16 protein-coding genes and 1 other RNA gene are annotated in these 22167 nt (G+C 31.7%); 15 read left to right on the top strand and 2 right to left on the bottom strand.

The features are described 5' to 3' along the window. The first annotated feature begins 58 nt into the window (after nt 1–58). The 7 genes from B2G86_RS01955 (at nt 59) to B2G86_RS01985 (ending at nt 8014) form a co-directional block, all read left to right on the top strand. Nucleotides 59–2248, top strand: a complete 2190-nt coding sequence (locus tag B2G86_RS01955) for a RelA/SpoT family protein (protein WP_078356460.1) — start codon at nt 59–61, stop codon at nt 2246–2248. Between the two features lie 13 nt (nt 2249–2261). Then, nucleotides 2262–2714: a D-aminoacyl-tRNA deacylase gene (gene dtd, locus B2G86_RS01960; protein WP_078356461.1), complete on the top strand. Its 453-nt coding sequence runs from the start codon at nt 2262–2264 to the stop codon at nt 2712–2714. Then, nucleotides 2711–3583: an N-acetylmuramoyl-L-alanine amidase family protein gene (locus B2G86_RS01965; RefSeq protein WP_078356462.1), complete on the top strand. Its 873-nt coding sequence runs from the start codon at nt 2711–2713 to the stop codon at nt 3581–3583. The genes dtd and B2G86_RS01965 overlap by 4 nt, the downstream gene beginning before the upstream one ends. A 320-nt stretch (nt 3584–3903) precedes the next feature. Next, nucleotides 3904–5169 (top strand): histidine--tRNA ligase, encoded by a 1266-nt coding sequence (hisS, locus tag B2G86_RS01970; protein WP_078356463.1) that lies wholly within the window; start codon nt 3904–3906, stop codon nt 5167–5169. After that, nucleotides 5169–6941 (top strand): aspartate--tRNA ligase, encoded by a 1773-nt coding sequence (gene aspS, locus B2G86_RS01975; protein ID WP_078356464.1) that lies wholly within the window; start codon nt 5169–5171, stop codon nt 6939–6941. Before hisS ends, aspS begins: the two co-directional genes overlap by 1 nt. 57 nt (nt 6942–6998) lie before the next feature. After that, nucleotides 6999–7191, top strand: a non-coding RNA gene (gene ssrS, locus B2G86_RS01980) — 6S RNA. A 55-nt stretch (nt 7192–7246) separates the two neighbouring features. After that, the gene (locus tag B2G86_RS01985; RefSeq protein ID WP_078356465.1) at nt 7247–8014 is read left to right on the top strand and encodes a tRNA threonylcarbamoyladenosine dehydratase; all 768 of its coding nucleotides are present in this window, start codon (nt 7247–7249) and stop codon (nt 8012–8014) included. Nucleotides 8015–8055: 41 nt separating this feature from the next. On the opposite strand, the gene B2G86_RS01990 is transcribed toward B2G86_RS01985, so the two are convergent. After that, on the bottom strand, nt 8056–9318 hold the full coding sequence (locus B2G86_RS01990) for a replication-associated recombination protein A (RefSeq protein ID WP_078356466.1): 1263 nt from the start codon (nt 9316–9318) through the stop codon (nt 8056–8058). A gap of 90 nt (nt 9319–9408) precedes the next feature. Here B2G86_RS01990 and cymR point away from each other — a divergent pair, with 90 nt between their 5' ends. Together cymR and B2G86_RS02000 are read left to right on the top strand one after the other, a co-directional pair. Next, nucleotides 9409–9828 (top strand): cysteine metabolism transcriptional regulator CymR, encoded by a 420-nt coding sequence (cymR, locus tag B2G86_RS01995; protein ID WP_078356467.1) that lies wholly within the window; start codon nt 9409–9411, stop codon nt 9826–9828. Between the two features lie 257 nt (nt 9829–10085). Then, entirely contained in the window at nt 10086–10820 is a 735-nt protein-coding gene (locus tag B2G86_RS02000; protein ID WP_078356468.1) for a trypsin-like serine peptidase, read from the top strand. Between the two features lie 56 nt (nt 10821–10876). On the opposite strand, the gene B2G86_RS02005 is transcribed toward B2G86_RS02000, so the two are convergent. Then, nucleotides 10877–11884, bottom strand: coding sequence for an LLM class flavin-dependent oxidoreductase (locus B2G86_RS02005; protein ID WP_078356469.1), 1008 nt, complete (start codon nt 11882–11884; stop codon nt 10877–10879). Nucleotides 11885–12201: 317 nt separating this feature from the next. Between B2G86_RS02005 and sal(C) the strand changes: the two genes are divergently transcribed. The 6 genes from sal(C) to alaS all read left to right on the top strand — a co-directional run bounded on the left by sal(C) (nt 12202) and on the right by alaS (nt 22158). Next, complete coding sequence (gene sal(C) / locus B2G86_RS02010) at nt 12202–13827, top strand: ABC-F type ribosomal protection protein Sal(C) (RefSeq protein WP_078356470.1); 1626 nt, start codon at nt 12202–12204, stop codon at nt 13825–13827. 59 nt (nt 13828–13886) lie between these two features. Then, nucleotides 13887–15035: a cysteine desulfurase family protein gene (locus tag B2G86_RS02015; protein WP_078356471.1), complete on the top strand. Its 1149-nt coding sequence runs from the start codon at nt 13887–13889 to the stop codon at nt 15033–15035. Next, nucleotides 15028–16137, top strand: coding sequence for a tRNA 2-thiouridine(34) synthase MnmA (gene mnmA / locus B2G86_RS02020; protein WP_078356472.1), 1110 nt, complete (start codon nt 15028–15030; stop codon nt 16135–16137). Before B2G86_RS02015 ends, mnmA begins: the two co-directional genes overlap by 8 nt. Nucleotides 16138–16221: 84 nt before the next feature. After that, nucleotides 16222–16890 (top strand): tetratricopeptide repeat protein, encoded by a 669-nt coding sequence (locus tag B2G86_RS02025; RefSeq protein ID WP_078356473.1) that lies wholly within the window; start codon nt 16222–16224, stop codon nt 16888–16890. Between the two features lie 2 nt (nt 16891–16892). After that, entirely contained in the window at nt 16893–19277 is a 2385-nt protein-coding gene (gene recD2 / locus B2G86_RS02030) for an SF1B family DNA helicase RecD2 (RefSeq protein WP_078356474.1), read from the top strand. A gap of 250 nt (nt 19278–19527) precedes the next feature. After that, complete coding sequence (alaS, locus tag B2G86_RS02035) at nt 19528–22158, top strand: alanine--tRNA ligase (RefSeq protein WP_078356475.1); 2631 nt, start codon at nt 19528–19530, stop codon at nt 22156–22158. Nucleotides 22159–22167 lie beyond the last annotated feature (9 nt).

Here is a 22167-nt window from a genome sequence, read left to right on the forward strand (position 1 = left end):
TTAAAAATTGCTATAATAGTAATATTAAAGAGATTTAATATGATGAGGTGGTGTCCCTATGAATAAAGAATATCCTTATAGTGCTGATGATGTATTATATAAAGCTAAAAGCTATTTATCTGTAGATGCATATCGTCTAGTTGAAAAAAGTTATGATTTGGCTTTTAAAGCGCATCAAGGACAAATTAGAAAGAATAATTTGCCTTACATTATGCACCCTATACAAGTTGCTGGTATTTTAACAGAGATGAAATTGGATGGTCCGACAATTGTTGCTGGATTCCTTCATGATGTTATTGAGGATACACCTTATACGTATGATGACTTAGTAGAAATGTTTAACGAAGAAGTTGCAATAATCGTTGATGGTGTTACTAAATTAAAAAAAGTTAAATATAAATCGAAAGAAACTCAACAAGCTGAAAATCATCGTAAATTATTTATAGCTATCGCTAAAGATGTCCGTGTAATTTTAGTTAAATTAGCTGATAGACTACATAATGTTAGAACTTTAAAGGCAATGCCTAAAGAAAAGCAAAAAAGAATTGCTAAAGAAACGTTAGAAATCTATGCACCACTTGCACATAGGTTAGGGATTAATACAATTAAATGGGAATTAGAAGATATCTCATTAAGATATATTGACAGTGTTCAATATTTCAGAATTGTTAATCTCATGAAAAAGAAAAGAAGTGAACGTGAAACATATATTTCAAATGCTATTAGAGATATTAGTTCAGAAATGGAAGTTATGAATATTTCTGGCGATATTAGTGGTAGACCGAAACATATTTACAGCATTTATAGAAAAATGGTTAAGCAAAAAAAACAATTCGAACAAATTTTTGATTTATTGGCTATTAGAGTAATTGTGCCATCTATTAAAGATTGTTATGCAGTGCTAGGACTTGTACACACATTATGGAAACCTATGCCTGGTAGATTTAAAGATTATATTGCTATGCCCAAACAAAATATGTATCAGTCACTCCATACAACAGTTGTTGGTCCGAATGGTGACCCTCTAGAAATTCAAATTAGAACTTATGAAATGCATGAAATAGCTGAGCATGGTGTTGCAGCGCATTGGGCTTATAAAGAAGGAAAAAATTTAAGCAATAAATCAGAAGAATATTTACAAAAAATGAGCTGGTTACAAGAAATAGCTGAAACAGACAACACGTCTCCAGATGCAGAAGAATTTATGGAGTCATTAAAGTATGATTTACAGAGTGATAAAGTTTATGTATTCACACCAGAAAGTGATGTTGTTGAATTACCATATGGTGCAGTGCCAATTGATTTTGCATATTCTGTACATAGTGAGATAGGCAATAAAATGATCGGTGCAAAAGTGAACGGAAAAATAGTACCGATCGATTATAAATTATCAACTGGGGATATTGTAGAGATTAGGACAAGCAAACATTCTTATGGACCAAGTCGAGATTGGTTAAAGATTGTCCGTTCTTCAAGTGCAAAAAGTAAAATTCGTAGTTTCTTTAAAAAGCAAGATCGCTCTGCCAATATTGAAAAAGGTAAATTTATGATAGAAGCAGAAATTAAAGAACAAGGATTTAATGTTGATGAAGTACTTACTTCAGAAAATATCAAAATCGTAAATGACAAATACAATTTCTCAAATGAATCTGACTTATATGCAGCAGTAGGTTTTGGAGGTATTACTTCATTACAAGCTGTGAATAGACTTTCAGAGAAAATTAGACAAGAACGTAAAAAACAATCACTTAACCAAGTTCAAGAAGTAAGTAAATCAATCCCGATTAAAGAAGATATTCGAACTGAAACCGGTGTTTATGTTGAAGGTTTAGATAATATGCTAATCAAACTTTCAAAATGTTGTAATCCAATACCTGGTGATGAAATTATAGGATATATTACAAAAGGTCATGGTGTTAAAGTACATCGCAAAGATTGTCCTAACATTGTAAACGAAACAGAACGCTTAATAAATGTCGAATGGGTTAAGAACATCAATGAACAAAAGAATTACCAAGTAGATTTAGAAATAACCGGATATGACAGAAATGGTTTACTCAATGAAGTATTACAAGTTGTTAATGCAATTAAAGTACAATTAGTAAAAGTTTCTGGAAAAGCTGATATAGATAAAAATGCTGTTATAAACATTAGTGTTATGGTTAAAAATGTCAATGATGTCTATAGAATCGTTGATCGCATTAAACAATTAGGTGATATTTATACAGTTAGTCGTGTATGGAATTAAGAGGTGAATGTTTTTGAAAGTTGTTTTGCAAAAAGTCAGCCAAGCAAAAGTAACATCTGATAATACTCAAAATGCAATAAATAAAGGTTTTTTATTATTAGTTGGTGTAGGAGAAGAATCAACTTATAAAGATGCAGAAGTTCTAGCTAAGAAAATTGCAAAAACTAGAATATTTGAAGATAGTGATGGAAAAATGAATTTAGATATTCATCAAGTCGAAGGTGAAATATTATCTATATCACAATTTACGATTTATGCTTCCGTTAAGAAAGGGAATCGACCAGGATTTTCGAATGCGAAAAGTCCAGACGAAGCTTTAAAAATATACGAATATTTTAATGAGCAACTAGAAGCATATAATATTAAAGTAAAAACAGGTGAATTTGGCGCACATATGGAAGTGGCTTTAACGAATGATGGACCTATTACAATTATTTTTGAGAGTAAGGATGGTAACATTCAATGAACCGAATTAATTTATGGTTTAAAAAAAGAAAGATAAAGCCAGTACCAGTTATAAGTGCAGCTGTTTTACTATTAGTATTATTGATTATTATTATAAATTTAATAATACCTAATGAAGGTGAACCTAAGACATTAACCATGAAAGAAGATAATGAGCTAAGGACTGGACCAGCAGCATATTATCCAATCATTTTTGATGTCAAAAAAGGTGATGATTTTGAAATTACGGATAGACAAGATAAATGGTTTGAAGTTAAAAATGATAATAATGAAAAAGGCTGGATAGCTGGATGGCATACTAATTTAGATATAAAAGAAGATGTAAATCCAGTTTTAAAACCGTTAAAAGATAAAGTTATTGTGTTAGATCCTGGTCATGGCGGTAGTGATCAAGGTGCGTCGAGTTCTAAAAATAAAAATGTAACTGAAAAAGAAATTACTTTAAAAACAGCTAAAGAACTTAAAAAGATGCTAGAAGATGAAGGCGCAAAAGTTAAAATGACAAGAGATAAAGATGAGTACATTAAATTAAAAGACAGACAAGAAGATGGGGATGTATTTATAAGCATTCACAATGATGCTCTTGATTCATCTGGACCTCATGGCTTAACTGTTTATTATCATCATGATAGTCAACAAGATTTTGCAAAAACGTTACACACATCCATTAATCAAAAATCAATTCTTTCAGATAGAGGCGTTAGAAACGAAAACTTCCAAGTTATTCGTCAAACTAAAATGCCTGGTGTATTATTAGAATTAGGATATATTAGTAATCCAACTGATGAAGATTTAATAGTAGATCGAAAATATCGACATATAGTTGAATCTGGAATAGTAGATGGATTGAAAGTTTACTTTTCAAATTAGATATTGACTGATTCTACTTATGGGTTTAATATTAATATAAATTATTAAATATCTTATATACCGTATATTCTTGAATAGTATACAATTCAGGTAGAGGACAGAGATTATAACAGTTGCTGAGAGTTATAAGGATACCGAGTGTACTTTTGAACACAAGAAGAGGGAATCTTATGAAAGTAAGATCGGTTAACACCCGTTAACATGTTGTTAAGTGAGTATTCAAACTAATTGAATACTAATTAGGGTGGCAACACGGAGAATTCGTCCCTTGTATGTAAATACATACAAGGGACTTTTTATATTTTAAAGGAGGAATTTTTATGATAAATATACCACGTGGAACACAAGATTTATTACCAAAAGATACTTATAAATGGCAATACATTGAAAATAAATTGCACGAATTAATGAGATTATATAATTATAAAGAAATTAGAACGCCTATCTTTGAGAGTACTGAGTTATTTAGTAGAGGTGTAGGTGATTCAACTGATGTAGTACAAAAAGAAATGTACACTTTTAAAGATAAAGGTGATAGAAGTATTACATTAAGACCTGAAGGCACTGCAGGTGTCGTTAGAAGTTACATTGAAAATAAAATGCAAGGCGAACCTAATCAACCAGTAAAATTATATTATAATGGTCCAATGTTCCGATACGAAAGAAAACAAAAAGGACGTTATCGCCAATTTGTTCAATTTGGTGTAGAAGCAATTGGTTCAGAAAATCCGTCAATAGATGTTGAAATCATATCTATGCTTGTTCACATTTATAAATCATTTGGATTAAAAGATTTGAAACTCGTTATAAATAGTATTGGTGATGCTGAATCGAGAGCAGATTATACGAAAGCATTACAAGCTCACTTTGAGCCAGTGATTGATACTTTCTGTAGTGATTGTCAAAGTAGATTATACACTAATCCAATGCGTATCCTTGATTGTAAGGTTGATAGAGATAAAGAAGCGGTTAAAAATGCACCGAAAATTACAGAATACTTAAATGATTATTCTAAACAATACTTTGATGATGTTAAATACTTATTAGATGAAATAGGTATTGACTATGAAATTGACACGAATCTTGTTAGAGGATTAGATTATTATACACACACTGCTTTTGAAGTAATGAGTAATGCTGAAGGATTTGGGGCAATTACTACGTTATGTGGTGGTGGCAGATATAATGGCTTATTAGAATTACTAGACGGTCCAAAAGAGACAGGTATAGGATTTGCATTGAGTATTGAAAGATTATTGCTTGCACTTGAAGCAGAAGGAATTGAAATAGAACAAGAAGATACGATTGATTTATTCATTGCGACTATGGGTGAAAAAGCTGATCAATTCTCAGTTCAACTAATCAACAAACTAAGAATTGCTGGTATAAGTTGTGATAAAGATTATCTTGGCAGAAAGTTAAAAGGCCAAATGAAACAAGCAGATAGATTGAATGCTAGAAATACAATAGTTATTGGTGACAATGAATTAGAAAAAGAAGAAATTGAAGTGAAAAATATGGAGACAGGTGAGAAGACACTTGTGTCATTATCAGAATTAGAGAATTATTTAAAGGTGGAATCATAATGGATAAGAGAACAACATACTCTGGAAAAATTACGGAAGAATATATTGGACAAACAGTTACTTTAAATGGATGGGTTCAAAAAAGACGTGACTTAGGTGGATTAATTTTTATTGATTTACGTGACCGTGAAGGTGTCGTACAAATTGTCTTTAATCCTGATTTCTCTCAAGAAGCGTTGAATGTTGCTGAAAAGGTTCGTTCTGAATACGTTATTCAAGTAAAAGGACTAGTAACTAAAAGAGATGAAAAGTCAGTTAATGACAAAATCAAAACGGGTAAAGTAGAAGTACAAGTATCTGATATCATTATTTTAAATGAGTCAGAAACACCACCATTTTCTATTACAGATATGAATGATATTGATGAAAACGTACGTTTGAAATATCGTTATATAGATTTAAGAAGAGAAAGTTTAGCTCAAACGTTCAAAATGAGACATCAAATTACACGTTCAGTCAGAAATTATTTAGATGAAGGTGAATTTTATGAAGTTGAAACACCTGTATTAACAAAATCAACACCTGAAGGGGCTAGAGACTATCTTGTACCTTCAAGAGTTCACGATGGTGAATTTTATGCTTTACCTCAATCACCTCAAATATTTAAACAGTTATTAATGATTGGTGGATTTGATAAATACTATCAAATTGTTAAATGTTTTAGAGATGAAGATTTAAGAGCAGATAGACAACCTGAATTTACTCAAATTGATATTGAAATGAGTTTCGTAGATCAAGAAGATGTTATCAAAATGAATGAAGGTTTAATGAAACGTATTATGAAAGATGTCAAAGGTATTGATATTACTACTCCATTCCCACGTATGACTTATGCTGAAGCGATGGATAGATACGGAATTGATAAACCAGACACAAGATTTGGTATGGAATTAATAAATTTATCTGAACTTGCAGCCAAAATGGACTTTAAAGTATTTAAATCTACTGTTGAAAATGGTGGAGAAGTTAAAGCAATTGTTGTAGAAGGTGCAGCAAATGATTATTCAAGAAAAGATATTGATCAATTACAAGCTTTCGCAAATATTTACGGAGCAAAAGGATTAGCATGGGTGAAAGTAACAGACGAAGGATTAAATGGACCTATTAGTAAATTCTTTAGCGAAGAACATGCTGCTGAATTATTAAGTAATACACAAGCAAATGCTGGAGATTTAGTATTATTTGTAGCAGATAAGAAAGATGTTGTTGCAGCAAGTTTAGCACAATTAAGAAACAAACTTGGTAAAGAACGTGGATTAATCGATCCTAACAAATATAATTTCTTATGGGTAACAGATTGGCCATTATTTGAATATGACGAAGATTCAAATCGTTATGTAGCTGCTCATCATCCGTTTACAGCTCCTAAAAAAGAGCATGAAGAAATGTTGGAAACAGACCCAACTAATGTTGAAGCTAATGCTTATGACATTGTTCTTAATGGTTTTGAATTAGGTGGAGGTTCTATTAGAATTCATAAATCTGAACTTCAAGAAAAAATGTTTAAAGCGCTTGGATTTACTGAAGAACAAGCTCAAGAACAATTTGGATTCTTAATTGAAGCATTTAAATATGGTGCGCCTCCACACGGTGGTATCGCATTGGGTCTTGATAGACTAGTAATGCTTTTATCAGGCAGAACAAACTTAAGAGATACAATTGCATTTCCTAAGACTGCAAGTGCTTCATGTTTATTAACAGATGCACCAAGTAAAGTATCTGATAGTCAGTTACATGAATTACATTTGCAACTTGATTTAGATGAAAAATAATTAAAAGTTTAAATACTTGTTATTTAGAAGAATTATGATAAAATAAATTTATAAGGTAGTCATCTGAAGTGTTCGTAATAAGCTTTTTATATTTTGACCTAACACTTTTGATCAAGGGAGCTTAATTGGTTTTCTTAATAGCGCATACGCCTCGTAAGGAGGACATGCAAAATAAGAAACAGGGCACCCACCTGTATATAGCAGGCCAAAATGATCGAGCACTTAATATTACGGCACAATTGGATTCTATCGGTACGCAAGACTTTATGTCTTGCGTATTTTTGTGTAAAGGAGTTAATTAAACTATGAAACATCAATTTTCAAGAAATGAATTAGCTGTAGGAAAAGAAGGTTTAGACCTACTGAAAAGTAAAACAGTTGTTGTACTTGGTGTTGGCGGCGTAGGATCATTTGCAGCCGAAGCATTAGCTAGAACAAATATCGGACATATAATATTAATAGACAAAGACGATGTAGACATAACAAATGTAAATAGACAATTACATGCTTTAACAACTACAATTGGCCAATCTAAAGTTGATTTAATGGAAGAGCGTATCAAATTAATCAATCCTGACTGTAAAGTAACGTCACTCCACATGTTTTATACAGAAGAAACATATGAAGCGTTATTCAATGAGTATGATATTGATTATTTTGTAGATGCAAGTGATACTATTATGTATAAAGTTCACTTAATGAAAGAATGTTTAGAAAGAGGTATAGACGTTATTTCAAGTATGGGTGCTGCTAATAAGACAGATCCAACTAAATTTGAAATCGCAGATATCTCTAAAACACATACTGATCCAATGGCGAAAATTATACGTCTTAAATTAAGAAAGATGGGAATTCATAAAGGAATTAATGTAGTCTTTAGTGATGAAAGTCCAATTATGATTCGTGAAGATGTTAAAGAAGTTGTTGGAGATAAAAATGCAAAAGTGAGAAAAGCTCAAATGCCTCCATCATCAAATGCGTTTGTGCCTAGTGTTGTAGGTTTAATTTGTGCGAGTTATGTCGTTAATAATATATTAAAAGATATACCAGTAAAAAGAGTCAAAGATAAATAATAAAGACTTTGAAATAAAAATGAGACTGGACATATCCAGCCTCATTTTTTTAAGTTTTTATATATTTCAGCAAATTTTTGTTCAGATTTGGATGTTAGTTTAGGATGATAATATTGCTTGTTTTTTAGGGTGTCAGGTAAATATTGTTGTTCCACATAACTATTTTCATAGTTATGTGGATATTTATATCCAATGGCATTTCCTAATTCTTTAGCGCCTTGATAATGTCCATCTTTTAAATGTTTAGGAACTAAACCAGCTTTGCCATTTCTAATATCAGATAAAGCTTCGTCTATAGATACAATCGCTGAGTTCGATTTAGGAGATAAACATAATTCGATTACAGCTTGACTAAGTGGTATACGTGCTTCTGGAAAGCCTAGACGTTCACTTGCCTCAATAGCAGATAACGTTCTTGCAGCTGCACCTGGTGAAGCTAAGCCAATATCTTCATAACTAATAACAAGTAAACGTCTTGCAATGGTAGGTAAATCACCTGCTTCAATTAGTCTAGCTAAATAATGTAAAGCAGCATCAACATCGCTACCTCTTATTGATTTTTGGAATGCACTCATAACGTCATAATGTTGGTCGCCATCCTTATCATGTTGAAAAGCATTTTTTTGAATGCACACTTGAGCATCTTCAATTGTAACATGACGCTTTTCATCGAGTATTTCAGCACTTAATACAGCTAGTTCTAATGCATTTAAAGCACTTCTAACATCCCCATAACTAGCTTTTGCAAAATACTGAATAGCATCATCATCTACTTCGGGTGCATATGTTGCCAAACCGTTTTCTGCATCTTCCAAAGCTCTATTTAAAGCAATCACAATATCAGATTCTTCTAATGGGAAAAGTTCAAAGATTTGCGTTCTACTTCTTATTGCTGGATTTATGGCGTGATAGGGATTTGATGTTGTTGCCCCAATAAGAACGATTTTGCCAGACTCTAAATGAGGTAAGAGAAAATCTTGTTTCGCCTTATCAAGTCTGTGAATTTCATCTAATAAAAGGATGACTTGACCAGACATTTTCGCTTCTTCAACTACTAATTGCATATCTTTTTTCGTATTAGTAACGGCGTTTAGTTGTCTGAATTTATATTGAGTACTGCCAGCTATAGCTTGAGCAATACTTGTTTTACCAATACCTGGAGGTCCATAAAAAATCATAGAAGTTAATCTTTTAGTAGTGACCATTCTTCTAATAATGGCTTTAGGACCTACTAAATGCTCTTGACTTATAACATCGTCGATCGTTTTAGGACGCATTCTATATGCTAATGGTTCGTTTTTCATTTGTGATCAACCTTTCTAATTACTCAAATTGTATAAAAAATGATAAAATAAGTTAACAATATTTTTTAAAGAAAATAAGAGGTGTAGTACATGAAAATATCAACTAAAGGCCGATATGGCTTAACACTTATGATATCGTTGACTAAGCGTTACGGTCAAGGATGTACATCGTTAAAGTCTATCGCAGAAGAAAATGATTTAAGTGATTTATATTTAGAACAATTAGTAGGACCATTACGTAATGCTGGTCTTATTAAAAGTGTAAGAGGTGCCAAAGGGGGCTATCAATTACAAAAAGCACCATCAGATATAACAGCTGGTGATGTGATTAGATTGTTAGAAGGACCAATTACACCAGTTGAAGGTATAGAAGATGAACCACCAGCACAACAACAATTGTGGATTCGTATTCGTGATGCTGTTAAAGAAGTATTAGACAATACAACTTTAGAATATTTAGCAAACTATACAAATCAAGATGAATTAGAAGGGTATATGTTCTATATATAATCATTTAACAATTAAATCTGGTACAGTATGCAGAATAATACCAGAAAGGGATATAAAAAAGTAGAAATTCAGTTTCCTTTGAATTTCTACTTTTTTTATGGAAAAAATTCCTAACTGTTTTAATTTCATGCCTAACTGTACTTTAAAAAGAATTGTAATGACAGTTAGGCATGAAATTTGGTTAAGTAGTGTAATTTTCTCCTTTGATTTAATATTCATATTAAGATAGTTGTACACTACAAAAAAGGGGAGATTATATGAAAAATATTAAAGCTTACATATTAACCGTAGTTGCAGTTTTATTATTAAGTTTTGTAGGATTACCTTTAGAAGCAAATGCCAAAACGGATGATCCTTCATCAAGAGTCATATTACCTAAAAATGATCGTGAACAAATAACTAATACAACATCAGCACATTATCAATCAATTGCTTTTACTGAAATTGGTGGAACATCGATAGCCTCTGGAGTTGTAATCGGTAAAAATACTGTATTGACAAATAAGCACGTTGTAAATGCTACAAATGGAGATGCTTCAGTATTAAAATTTTCTCCAGCAGCAAATGGAAATGGAAATTACCCAGCTGGAACATTTACAGCAACTGATTATAAAACAGCACCAGGTGGAGAAGATTTAGCTGTCGTAACAGTTGGTAAAAATAGTGAAGGACAATCTATAGGTGATGCGGTACAACCAGCCACATTAGCTAACACATCAACTGTTCAAAAAGGCGATGACATTACAGTAACAGGTTATCCTGGAGATAAACCAATCGCAACATTATGGGAAAGTAAAGGTAATGTATTGTCTGCTTCAGGTAGTGACTTAACATATGACTTAAGTACATATGGTGGTAACTCAGGATCTCCAATATTTAATGCTCATAATCAAGTAATTGGACTACATTATGGTGGCGTTCCAGATAGTCATAATAGTGGTGTATTATTTAATAGTAGTATTCAGGAATTCATAAATAGTAACTTGAAATAAATTAAAAGAGTCCAGGGCTTTGTGGCCCCGGACTCTTTTAATTTGTCTACTCTTAATTATTCTCCATATACATCATCAACGATATTTTTGAATGATTCAAATGATTTATATTGTTTATCTAAATCATAAATATAACTAACTGCCATTATTTCATCTACGTTATATTTTTCTTGGAAGTCTAAAAATTGTTGTTTAACTGTTTCTTCACTACCAATAAACGAAGTGTTTGTCTTAGATTGTGACATGTATTGTTCTTGTGGTGACCATATATTTTCTAATTGGTCTGTTGGTGGTTGTAAAGGTAAACGTGAATTTCTAACAATTCCTAAAAACATTAAATGCATTGTTGATGAAAGGAATGTTGCTTCTTCATCTGTTTCTCCTATAATAACATTTAAACAAATTGTTACATAAGGTTTGTCTAAATAATCTGATGGTTCAAATAAATCTCTATATATTTCTATAGCTTGTGACATTTGCTCTGGCGCAAAGTGAGCTGCGAAAACGTAAGGTAATCCTAAACGCGCTGCTAAATGAGCAGAGTCAGTTGAAGATCCTAGTACATAAATGGGTATGTTTGTATCTACACCTGGATAAGATCTAACATAAGATTGATTTTCTTCTGGACCAAAATATTGTAGTAATTGTTTAATGTCATCTCCAAAAGTATAAACACCTTTATGTGAGTCACGTCTCAATGCTGAGGCTGTCATCATATCAGTACCAGGTGCTCGTCCTAATCCTAAATTTAATCTTTCAGGAAACATCGTTGCCATTGTGCCAAATTGTTCTGCTACAACGAGTGGTGCATGATTTGGTAGCATTATTCCACCTGAACCAACTTGTATTGTATCAGTATGTTCTAAAGTATGTTGAATGAGTAAAGCTGTAGCTGAACTTACAAGGTTAGGTGCATTATGATGCTCAGCAATCCAGTATCTTTCATAGCCTAACTTCTCTACATTTTGTGCTAATGTGACCATGTTTTTAATAGCGTCTTGCTCTGTTTCTCCCTTTCTTAATGGGACAAGGTTCAATGCAGAGACTGGGAAATTAGATTTCATTTATATGACTCTCCTTACTTAATTGTATATTGGCAAGTATATCAAGCGTAATCTTGTTGCACTATTTAACTGCTCAACAAAAGTTGACTATTTTCATAGTTATAGTTATAATAAACCCAAATTTAAAGAGAGGTGGCATCAATAATAGGCATGGATATCCAATAATTTTTACGACGTCATGTTAAAACGTAAAAATACCATTGTGTTACACAATGATGATTGGATAAATATGTCTACATTTTGATGCTACCATTATATTTTAAAATAGTGTAATGGTGTGTCTTACTGTGTAATGCATGGAATAAGGAGGCAACATTATGCTATTTTTATTTGAAAAAAAGTCTTTAGAGATTGACAATAAACTGCTCATACCTTCACTAACATTTATTATTGAAGAAAATGAACATTTGGCAATAGTCGGCATAAATGGTATCGGAAAATCTACACTTTTAAATAAAATCCATCATAAAGAAAATATTGAAACAGCAATGATGGAACAAGATTTAACTAAATATGGAACTTTAAATGTCATGGAGTATATTATGTTAACTTATCCACAATTATCATCGTTAAGAGAAAATCTAAGTGATTTGGATAATATAAATAGATATATTGAATTAGACGGTTACGAAATTGAGCAAAACATTATAATTGAAGGAAAAAAGTTAGGATTAACAGAAAGGCACTTTGATCAATTAATTTCTACTTTAAGTGGTGGTGAGCAAACAAAAGTTTCGTTTTTGAAAGTTAAATTAGATAAAGCACGATTATTATTAATTGATGAACCAACTAACCATATGGATGAAGAAATGAAAGTATGGTTAACTAATGCATTTAAACAAGAAAAACGTGCAATATTATTTGTTTCTCACGATAAGACTTTTTTAAATGAAACACCAGACGCAATTTTGGAACTGAGTAGTAGTGGTGCAACAAAATACTCAGGTCAGTATGACAATTACAAGCAACAAAAAGATTTAGAATATAAAACGATTAAGCTACAATACGAAAAACAAGAAAAAGAGCAACGAGCAATTGAAGAAACAATTAAAAAATATAAAGAATGGTATCAAAAAGCTTCACAAAAAGCTTCAGTAAGAAATCCTTATCAACAAAAACAACTTAGCAAGCTTGCGAAAAAGTTTAAATCGAAAGAATATCAAATGAATAAAAAACTTGAACAAACCAATTTATCAGATCCTGAAGAGGAAGGAAAAACATTTTCAATGCAACATCACGCCTTCAAATCTCATTATTTAGTTAAATTTGAAAATGTGACATTTTCATATAATGAAAAGCCTATTTTTAATGATGTCTCTTTTCATATTAAGCGAAATCAAAATGTTATCATTGAAGGTCAAAATGGCTCAGGTAAATCTACTTTGATCAAGTTGATACTAGGTCAACTGACACCTGATGAGGGAGAAGTAATCGTACATCCTGAATTAGAAATAGGTTATTTTTCACAAGATTTTAATAACTTAAATATGAAAAATACTGTGTTAGAAGAAATAATGTCTATTCAAGAAATGAAAGAAGCGGAAGCAAGAACAATTTTAGCGAATTTTTATTTTAATGAAAATAGAATTAATGATGTTGTTGCCAATTTATCTATGGGTGAAAAATGTAGAATACAGTTTGTTAAATTGTATTTTTCAAATCCACATATACTCATATTAGATGAGCCAACTAACTATTTTGATATTGAAATGCAAGAAAAAATCATACAATTAATTCAATCTTTTCAAGGATCAACACTTATCATTTCACATGATAAATATTTTAAAGAAAAGCTTAAAGATCAAATTTGGACAATAAAGAATCTAGATTTGGTACATGAAAATCTTAAAATTGAGAATCCATTAAATGCTGATTCTATTAAAAATCAATTAAATGAATTAGAGCAATATACCGACGAAAGAAATAGAGAAACAGAGTTCTAGTCATTTTCTTAAATTGGTGCTAGAATAGGTACATTGAAAACTAAGAAAGGACGTTCAACATGAAAGTATATGCAGATTATGCAGCAACTACTCCAGTTAAACCGATTGTTACAGAGAAAATAACAGAAATACTATCTGAACACTATGGCAATCCATCGTCAATTCATTCTATTGGAAGAGATGGAAGGAAGTATTTAGATCAAGCTAGAAGAGAAATTGCATCGATATTAGGTGCTACTCCAAATGAAGTTATCTTTACAAGCGGTGCAACAGAGTCTAATAATACAGCAATTAAAGGAATCGCGAAAAAAAGAAAACATTTGGGCAACCATATTATAACGAGTAGAATAGAGCATCATTCTGTATTACATGTTTTTGAAGAACTTGAACGTGATGGCTTTGATGTTTCATATATAAATGTGAATGCTGAAGGAAGTATAGATTTAGAAGAATTAAAACAAACGATTACTTCTGAAACGACATTAGTTTCTATTATGTTAGTAAACAACGAGGTTGGTACTGTACAACCGTTATATGAAATAGCTGAAATTTTGGAAGAGCGTCATATTACCTTTCATGTTGATGCAGTTCAAGCAATAGGTCATATGCCAATTGAATTTGATGAAATGCCTATAGATTTGTTAAGTGTTACGGCACACAAATTTGGTGGTCCTAAAGGAATCGGCGCACTATTAGTAAAAAAAGGATTACAGCTAGATACCTTTATTCATGGTGGAGAACAAGAACTTAAGAGAAGAGCTGGTACTGAAAATGTTCCATATATTTGTGGAATGGCAACAGCTTTAACGGATGCATATGAACATATGGATGAGAATAATATTCACTTAATGAACTTAAAAGAAAAATTAATAGTCGGCTTACAGCAACGAGCAATACCATTTGAATTAAATGGTAGCATGGTTGAAACAACAGGTCATATTACGAATTTGTACTTTCCATTTATCGAAGTTGAAACGATGCTTACTTTATTAGACATGTCTAATATATACGTTTCAAGTGGTTCAGCTTGTACAGCGGGATCAACTTTACCTTCACATGTATTAGAGGCTATGTATGGTGAGGACGAAAGAGTGAAGCAATCAGTTAGATTTAGCTTTAGCTCATTAACAACAGAAGAAGAAATTAACTATATCGTAAATGCAATTATGAAAATATATAATCAATTTAAGGAGGAAGAAAATGAATAATCAATCTACCCGTGTAGTCGTAGGAATGAGCGGGGGCGTAGATAGTTCTGTAACAGCACATATATTGAAAGAACAAGGTTATGATGTTGTAGGAATATTTATGAAAAACTGGGACGATACAGATGAAAATGGTGTATGTACAGCAACTGAAGATTATAACGATGTAATAGAAGTCTGTAACCAATTAGATATACCATATTATGCGGTGAACTTTGAACAAGAATATTGGGATAAAGTATTCACGTATTTCTTAGATGAGTATAAAAAAGGAAGAACGCCTAATCCGGATGTTATGTGTAATAAAGAAATTAAATTCAAAGCATTTTTAAATCATGCTTTGAAATTAGGTGCTGACTACGTAGCGACAGGACACTATGCACGAGTAAATCGTGAAGGTGATAAAGTAGAAATGTTGCGTGGAGTAGATAATAATAAAGATCAAACGTATTTCTTAAATCAACTTACTGAAGAACAATTATCTAAAGTAATGTTTCCAATTGGCGAATTAGAAAAAAGTGAAGTAAGAAGAATAGCAGAAGAACAAAATTTAGCAACTGCTAAGAAAAAAGATTCAACTGGTATTTGTTTTATAGGTGAAAAAAACTTTAAAACATTTCTATCTCAATATTTACCTGCACAAAATGGTAAAATGCAAACTTTAGATGGTGTTGATATGGGTGAACATACAGGTTTAATGTATTACACTATTGGACAAAGACATGGACTCGGTATTGGCGGAGACGGTGATCCTTGGTTTGTAGTTGGCAAAAACTTAAAAGAAAATATTCTATATGTAGAACAAGGTTTTCATCATGATGCTTTATATAGTAATTACTTAATTGCATCTGATATATCATTTGTTAATGACATAGATTTCTCACAACCTGTGAAATGCTCAGCTAAATTTAGATATAGACAAAAAGATACAGACGTTACAGTTGAAAAAATTTCTGACAATCAAATTAAAGTGACATTTGATCAACCTGTCCGTGCAATCACGCCCGGCCAAGCAGTTGTACTTTATGATGGCGAAGTTTGTCTAGGTGGCGCAACTATTGATGAAGTTTACAAAACTGAAAAACAATTAGATTATATGGTATAAATTCATAGAGGTGCTATCTTTTCTGATGCACCTCTATTTATTTTTGTTATAATTACAATTAATGATATTTAAAGGAGTTAAATCATGCATAGTGAAAATGAAATCGTAAAATTAATAGAAAATAAAAAATTTGATCAAGCACTCAAATTTTTATTTGAAAATATTGAAGAGAATCCAAATGAAGTAACAAATTATATTAATGCAGGTACTATTTTGTCAGAAGCGGATGAACTTGAAAAGGCAGAGAAGTTCTTCCAAAAGGCAATAACAGTAAATGAAGAGCACGGTGGAGCATATTATAGTCTTGCAAATTTATATTACAATCAACAAAGGTTTGACGAAGCGATTAAACTATATCAATTTGCTATACAAAAAGGGTTAAATGACTCTGATACTAACTTTATGTTAGGTATGTGTTTTAATGAGTTAGGTGCGCATACTGAAGCATTGCCTTACGTTATGAGAGCAAATGAATTGAATTCTGATGATGTAGAAATAGGTTTTCAATATGGTTTAACACTTTGCCAATTGGAAATGTTTGAAGAAGCAATTTCACAATTAGAAAATGTACTTGAAAAAGACCCTAATCATGTTGATGCATTATACAATTTAGGATTAGCTAAGTATATGAAAAATGAAGATCCAGAAGAAGCATTGATTTATTTTAGAAAAGCAGTCAACATTCAGCCAGATCATTTACTAAGTGGTCATGCGATAAATATGTTTGAACAATTACAAGAAGAGGAGGACTAACATTGGAAAACTTATCTTTATTTGATCTTTCACATGTAAAAGGTGAAGTTATTCGAATCTTATTTCAAAATAGTGATAACTACTATACCGTTATAAAAGTAGATGTGATGGACTCAAATGAAGATTTTGACCAAGAAGTCACAATTGTTGGTTATCTTCCTCAAATTGTTGAAGGAGAAACATATCTTTTTAAAGGTAAAGTTACAAACCATCCAAAATATGGTAAGCAATTACAAGCAGAAACTTTTGAAAAAGAACTACCTCAAACTAAACAAGGTGTAATCCATTATTTATCTAGTGATTTATTTAAAGGTATAGGCAAAAAGACTGCTGAAACAATAGTTGATAAACTAGGTGAAGATGCACTTCAAAAAATTATTGATGAACCAGATGTATTGAAAGAAATACCAAAGCTTAATAAACAAAAAAGAGATACGATTGCAGCATCTATACGAGAAAATCAAGCTATAGAACGCATTATGATTAAACTTAATGAACTTGGATTTGGTCCTAAATTAGCAATGTCTATATATCAAGTCTATAAAGAAGAAACACTGAATGTTCTTAAACAAACACCTTATAGATTAGTTATGGATATAAATGGTATAGGTTTCCAAAGAGCTGATCAAATTGCTGAACAAGTTGGTATATCTAAAGACCATCATGATCGACTTATTGCTGGATTAAGCTATTTCTTAGATCAACAGTCCTTACAAAATGGTCATACGTATTTACCGATAGATATTCTCATAAATGGTGCATACGAACTGTTAAATCATAATCAATCAGAAGTGGTAAATAAAGATCAATTAAATGGCGTGATAATTGAAATGAATGAAGATAAAAAGCTTATAATCGAAGATAATAACTGCTTTTTACCTTCTTTATATTATTCGGAAGCTAAAAGTGTTCAAATTATACATCGCCTATATCAACATCAAGATGAATTGAAAGACATTGAAAAAAGTGATTTACAACTACATATTGGGCAAATAGAAGAAATGAATGATGTATCATATGCGGATGGACAAAAATTAGCATTAGAAACTGCAATTAACAATAAAATGATGCTATTAACTGGAGGTCCTGGTACTGGTAAAACAACCGTTATAAGAGGAATATGTGAATTATATTCTGAAATTCACGGTGTGAGTTTAAATTATGACGATTATCAAGAAGGATCTGATTTTCCAATAGTATTAGCTGCCCCAACTGGACGTGCAGCTAAAAGGCTTAGTGAATCAACTGATTTAGAGGCTATGACGATTCACAGATTAATAGGGTGGAGCAAAGATACTCAGCCTGATGATGTACTAGATAATGATATACATGCACATTTAATTATATTGGATGAAATGTCTATGGTAGATACTTGGTTAATGTATCAATTTTTAAGAGCAGTACCTGATTATGCTCAAATTATTTTCGTTGGAGATGAAGATCAATTACCTTCAGTTGGTCCTGGCCAAATATTTAAAGATTTGATTGATTCTGAAGTAATACCAAGAGTTAATTTAACTGAGGTATATAGACAACAAGAAGGGTCTTCAATTATTGATTTAGCTCATAAAATTAAAAATGGTATGACAGTTTCAATTAATGAGAAACATCATGATCGATCATTTATTCCATGTAGCAGTAATCAAATTGCAACAGTCGTAGAAAAAGTTGTACAAGGTGCAGTCAACAAAGGCTATAATATGCAAGATATTCAAGTGTTAGCGCCAATTTATCGTGGCCCAGCTGGTATTAATAAATTAAACGAGCTGTTACAGGATATACTGAATCCTAAAGATGAATCGACTAGGTATTTAGAGTATGGTGATATTGAATATAGAGAAAATGATAAAGTGTTACAACTTATAAATCGTCCAGATGACAATGTGTTTAATGGTGATATAGGTGTTGTCATCGGTGTGTATAAAGCAGAAGAAAACGCACTTGGTAAAGATGTCGTAATTGTAGATTATGAAGGAAATGAAATTACTTATACTAAACAAGATTTATCAGAAATAACGCATGCTTACTGTTGTTCTATACACAAATCACAAGGTTCTGAATTTCCAATTGTTATTATGCCTATCGTCAGACAATACTTTAGAATGTTGCAGAAGAACATTTTATACACAGGACTTACACGTGCTAAACAATCATTAGTTATTTGTGGTGAAGAGAAAGCATTTAACCAAGGTATACAAACACTAGGGCATGGTCGGATGACTTCATTCGATACTAAATTAAAAATGTATTTTCAAGATGACAAAGATAATGAAAATACAAACGAGCCTATACAAATGAAAAATTTGATTTTAACTGAAGAGACTATGTATGAAATTGATCCGATGATTAATATGAAAGATAAAACACCATATGATTTTATGAAATAATTGACATCTAAAAACGCAGTGCTTATAATCTAATAGAATACTAATAAAGAAGCCGAGTAAATCATATATTGCTACAAGAGACATGTTGGTTGGTGCGAAACATGACAATATATATTGAACGCTACTTCTTTTATAGAAATTGAATAAACTTAAAGTGATGACATTTTGTCATAACTAGGGTGGTACCGCGATACGTTCGTCCCTTTTACGAGGGATGGGCGTTTTTTATTTTATTTGAGGAGTGAATATAATGAAAAATTTAAAAGCAAGTGAAATTAGACAAATGTATATAGACTTTTTCGTTGAAAAAGGACATATGGTAGAACCTTCAGCACCTTTAGTGCCAATTGATGATGATACTTTATTATGGATTAACTCAGGTGTTGCTACATTAAAAAAATATTTTGATGGTAGAGAAGTACCCAAAAATCCAAAAATAGTTAATGCACAAAAAGCAATCAGAACAAATGATATTGAGAATGTTGGTTTTACAGCAAGACACCATACTTTCTTTGAAATGTTAGGTAATTTTTCAATTGGCGATTACTTCAAAAAAGAAGCTATCGAATATGCATGGGAATTCTTAACAAGTGATAAATGGATGGCTATGGATCCTGGAAAATTATATGTAACCATTCATCCAGAAGATACTGAAGCATATGATTTATGGCATGAAGTGATTGGTTTAGAGGAAAGCAGAATTATAAGAATAGAAGGTAACTTCTGGGATATAGGTGAAGGACCATCTGGACCAAATACAGAAATTTTCTATGACCGAGGCGAAACATACGGCAAGGAAGATCCAGCTGAAGAAATGTATCCAGGTGGAGAGAACGAACGTTATCTTGAAGTATGGAACTTAGTATTTAGTGAATTCAATCATAATGCTGACCATACGTATACACCATTACCAAATCAAAATATTGATACTGGTATGGGTCTAGAACGTATGACTTCAATTGCACAAGATGTACCAACAAATTATGATACAGATTTATTTATTCCAATTATTGAACAAGTTGAAGCAGTTAGTGGAGTGAAATATTTACAATCTAAAGAACAAGATATTGCGTTTAAAGTTATAGCCGATCACATTAGAACAATAAGCTTTGCTATCGGAGATGGTGCTTTACCTGCAAATGAAGGTAGAGGATATGTATTAAGAAGATTACTAAGAAGAGCAGTACGTTTTAGTCAAACACTTAATGTTAATGAGCCATTTTTATATAAATTAGTAGATATAGTTGCAGAAATTATGGAACCTTATTATCCAAATGTAAAAGCACAAAGTGATTTCATTAAAAAAGTTGTTAAATCTGAAGAAGATCGTTTCCACGAAACACTAGAAGATGGATTAGCAATTCTAAATACAATGATGAATTCAGCAAAACAAAAAGATAATATACTTTCAGGTTCAGATGCATTTAAACTATACGACACTTATGGTTTCCCAATTGAACTTACTGAAGAAATTACAGCTCAGGAAGGTATCACAATTGATAATGATGGATTTGAAGATGAAATGCGTCAACAACGTGAAAGAGCAAGAGCAGCACGTCAAAAAACTCAATCCATGCAAGTTCAAAATGAAGTTTTAGGTAAAATTACGACGCCAAGCAAGTTTGTTGGATATGAACAATCAGAAATTCAATCAGAAATTACTGATATTATTTTAAACGGACAATTAGTCGATCATGCTGAAAGTGGAGAAGATATCCAGTTCATTTTAAAAGAAACACCATTCTATGCTGTTTCTGGTGGACAAGTAGCAGATAAAGGTGTTATTAGACATGACGAGTTTGAAATTGAAGTAACAGAAGTTATTAAAGCTCCAAATGGTCAAAACTTACATGCTGGACGTATTACATTTGGACAAGTGCAAATTGGTAAAACAGTTGAAGCGGTTGTTAATAAGGTAGCTCGTAAATCAATCGTTAAAAACCATTCAGCAACGCATTTATTGCATGCAGCATTAAAAGAAGTGCTAGGTTCACATGTAAATCAAGCTGGTTCATTAGTTGAAAGTGAAAGACTTCGTTTTGACTTCTCACATTTTGGACAAGTAACAGCAGAAGAGCTTGAAACCATCGAACAAATTGTTAATGAAAAAATATGGGAAAATATTCCCGTTTCAATTCAAGAAATGCCAATTGAGCAAGCTAAAGATAAAGGTGCAATGGCTCTATTTGGTGAAAAGTATGGAGATGTAGTTAGAGTTGTTGAAATGTCATCTTATTCAATCGAACTTTGTGGTGGTATACATGTTAGAAATACTAGCGAAATTGGTTTATTTAAAATTCTTTCAGAATCAGGTACTGGTGCAGGTGTAAGAAGAATTGAAGCAGTTACTGGTAAAAAAGCTTATGAAACATTAAAAGCTACAGAAGAAATTTTAAAAGATGTAATGAAACATGTTAAAGTTAAAGATCAAGCGAGAACAATTGAAAAAATTGATCAAATACAACAACAAAATAAAGACTTAGATAAAGAGCTTCAACAAAAAAACAAAACAATTACTGAATTAAAATCAGGTAATATTGAAGATAGTGTAGAAGAAATTAACGGTATTAAAGTATTATCTGTACAAGTAGAAGCGGAAAATGCTAAAGTGTTAAGATCAATAATGGATGATTATAAATCAAGAATGCAAGATACTATATTATTATTAGCAAGTGTTAATGGTGAAAAAGTTTCATTAGTATCTTCAGTACCGAAAGACTTAACAGATAAAGTTAAAGCTGGAGATATTATTAGAGAAGCTGCTCAAATAACTAATGGTAAAGGTGGCGGTCGTCCTGACATGGCTCAGGGGGGCGGAACAGATCCATCAAAAGTAACAGAAGCTTTACAGTTTGTTAAAAACTACATTAAAACTCTATAATTTTAAGTG

Origin of the sequence: Mammaliicoccus fleurettii, assembly GCF_002018435.1 — a bacterium.
Classification (GTDB): Bacteria; Bacillota; Bacilli; order Staphylococcales; family Staphylococcaceae; genus Mammaliicoccus; species Mammaliicoccus fleurettii.

Excerpts from the sequence above, each read along its gene's own strand:
- cymR (WP_078356467.1), top strand. The coding sequence starts at position 9,409 with ATGAAAATATCAACTAAAGGCCGATATGGCTTAACACTTATGATATCG.
- B2G86_RS01985 (WP_078356465.1), top strand. The coding sequence starts at position 7,247 with ATGAAACATCAATTTTCAAGAAATGAATTAGCTGTAGGAAAAGAAGGT.
- B2G86_RS01955 (WP_078356460.1), top strand. The coding sequence starts at position 59 with ATGAATAAAGAATATCCTTATAGTGCTGATGATGTATTATATAAAGCT.
- B2G86_RS01990 (WP_078356466.1), bottom strand. The coding sequence starts at position 9,318 with ATGAAAAACGAACCATTAGCATATAGAATGCGTCCTAAAACGATCGAC.
- hisS (WP_078356463.1), top strand. The coding sequence starts at position 3,904 with ATGATAAATATACCACGTGGAACACAAGATTTATTACCAAAAGATACT.
- B2G86_RS02015 (WP_078356471.1), top strand. The coding sequence starts at position 13,887 with ATGAAAGTATATGCAGATTATGCAGCAACTACTCCAGTTAAACCGATT.
- B2G86_RS02000 (WP_078356468.1), top strand. The coding sequence starts at position 10,086 with ATGAAAAATATTAAAGCTTACATATTAACCGTAGTTGCAGTTTTATTA.
- B2G86_RS02025 (WP_078356473.1), top strand. The coding sequence starts at position 16,222 with ATGCATAGTGAAAATGAAATCGTAAAATTAATAGAAAATAAAAAATTT.
- aspS (WP_078356464.1), top strand. The coding sequence starts at position 5,169 with ATGGATAAGAGAACAACATACTCTGGAAAAATTACGGAAGAATATATT.
- mnmA (WP_078356472.1), top strand. The coding sequence starts at position 15,028 with ATGAATAATCAATCTACCCGTGTAGTCGTAGGAATGAGCGGGGGCGTA.
- B2G86_RS01965 (WP_078356462.1), top strand. The coding sequence starts at position 2,711 with ATGAACCGAATTAATTTATGGTTTAAAAAAAGAAAGATAAAGCCAGTA.
- B2G86_RS02005 (WP_078356469.1), bottom strand. The coding sequence starts at position 11,884 with ATGAAATCTAATTTCCCAGTCTCTGCATTGAACCTTGTCCCATTAAGA.
- alaS (WP_078356475.1), top strand. The coding sequence starts at position 19,528 with ATGAAAAATTTAAAAGCAAGTGAAATTAGACAAATGTATATAGACTTT.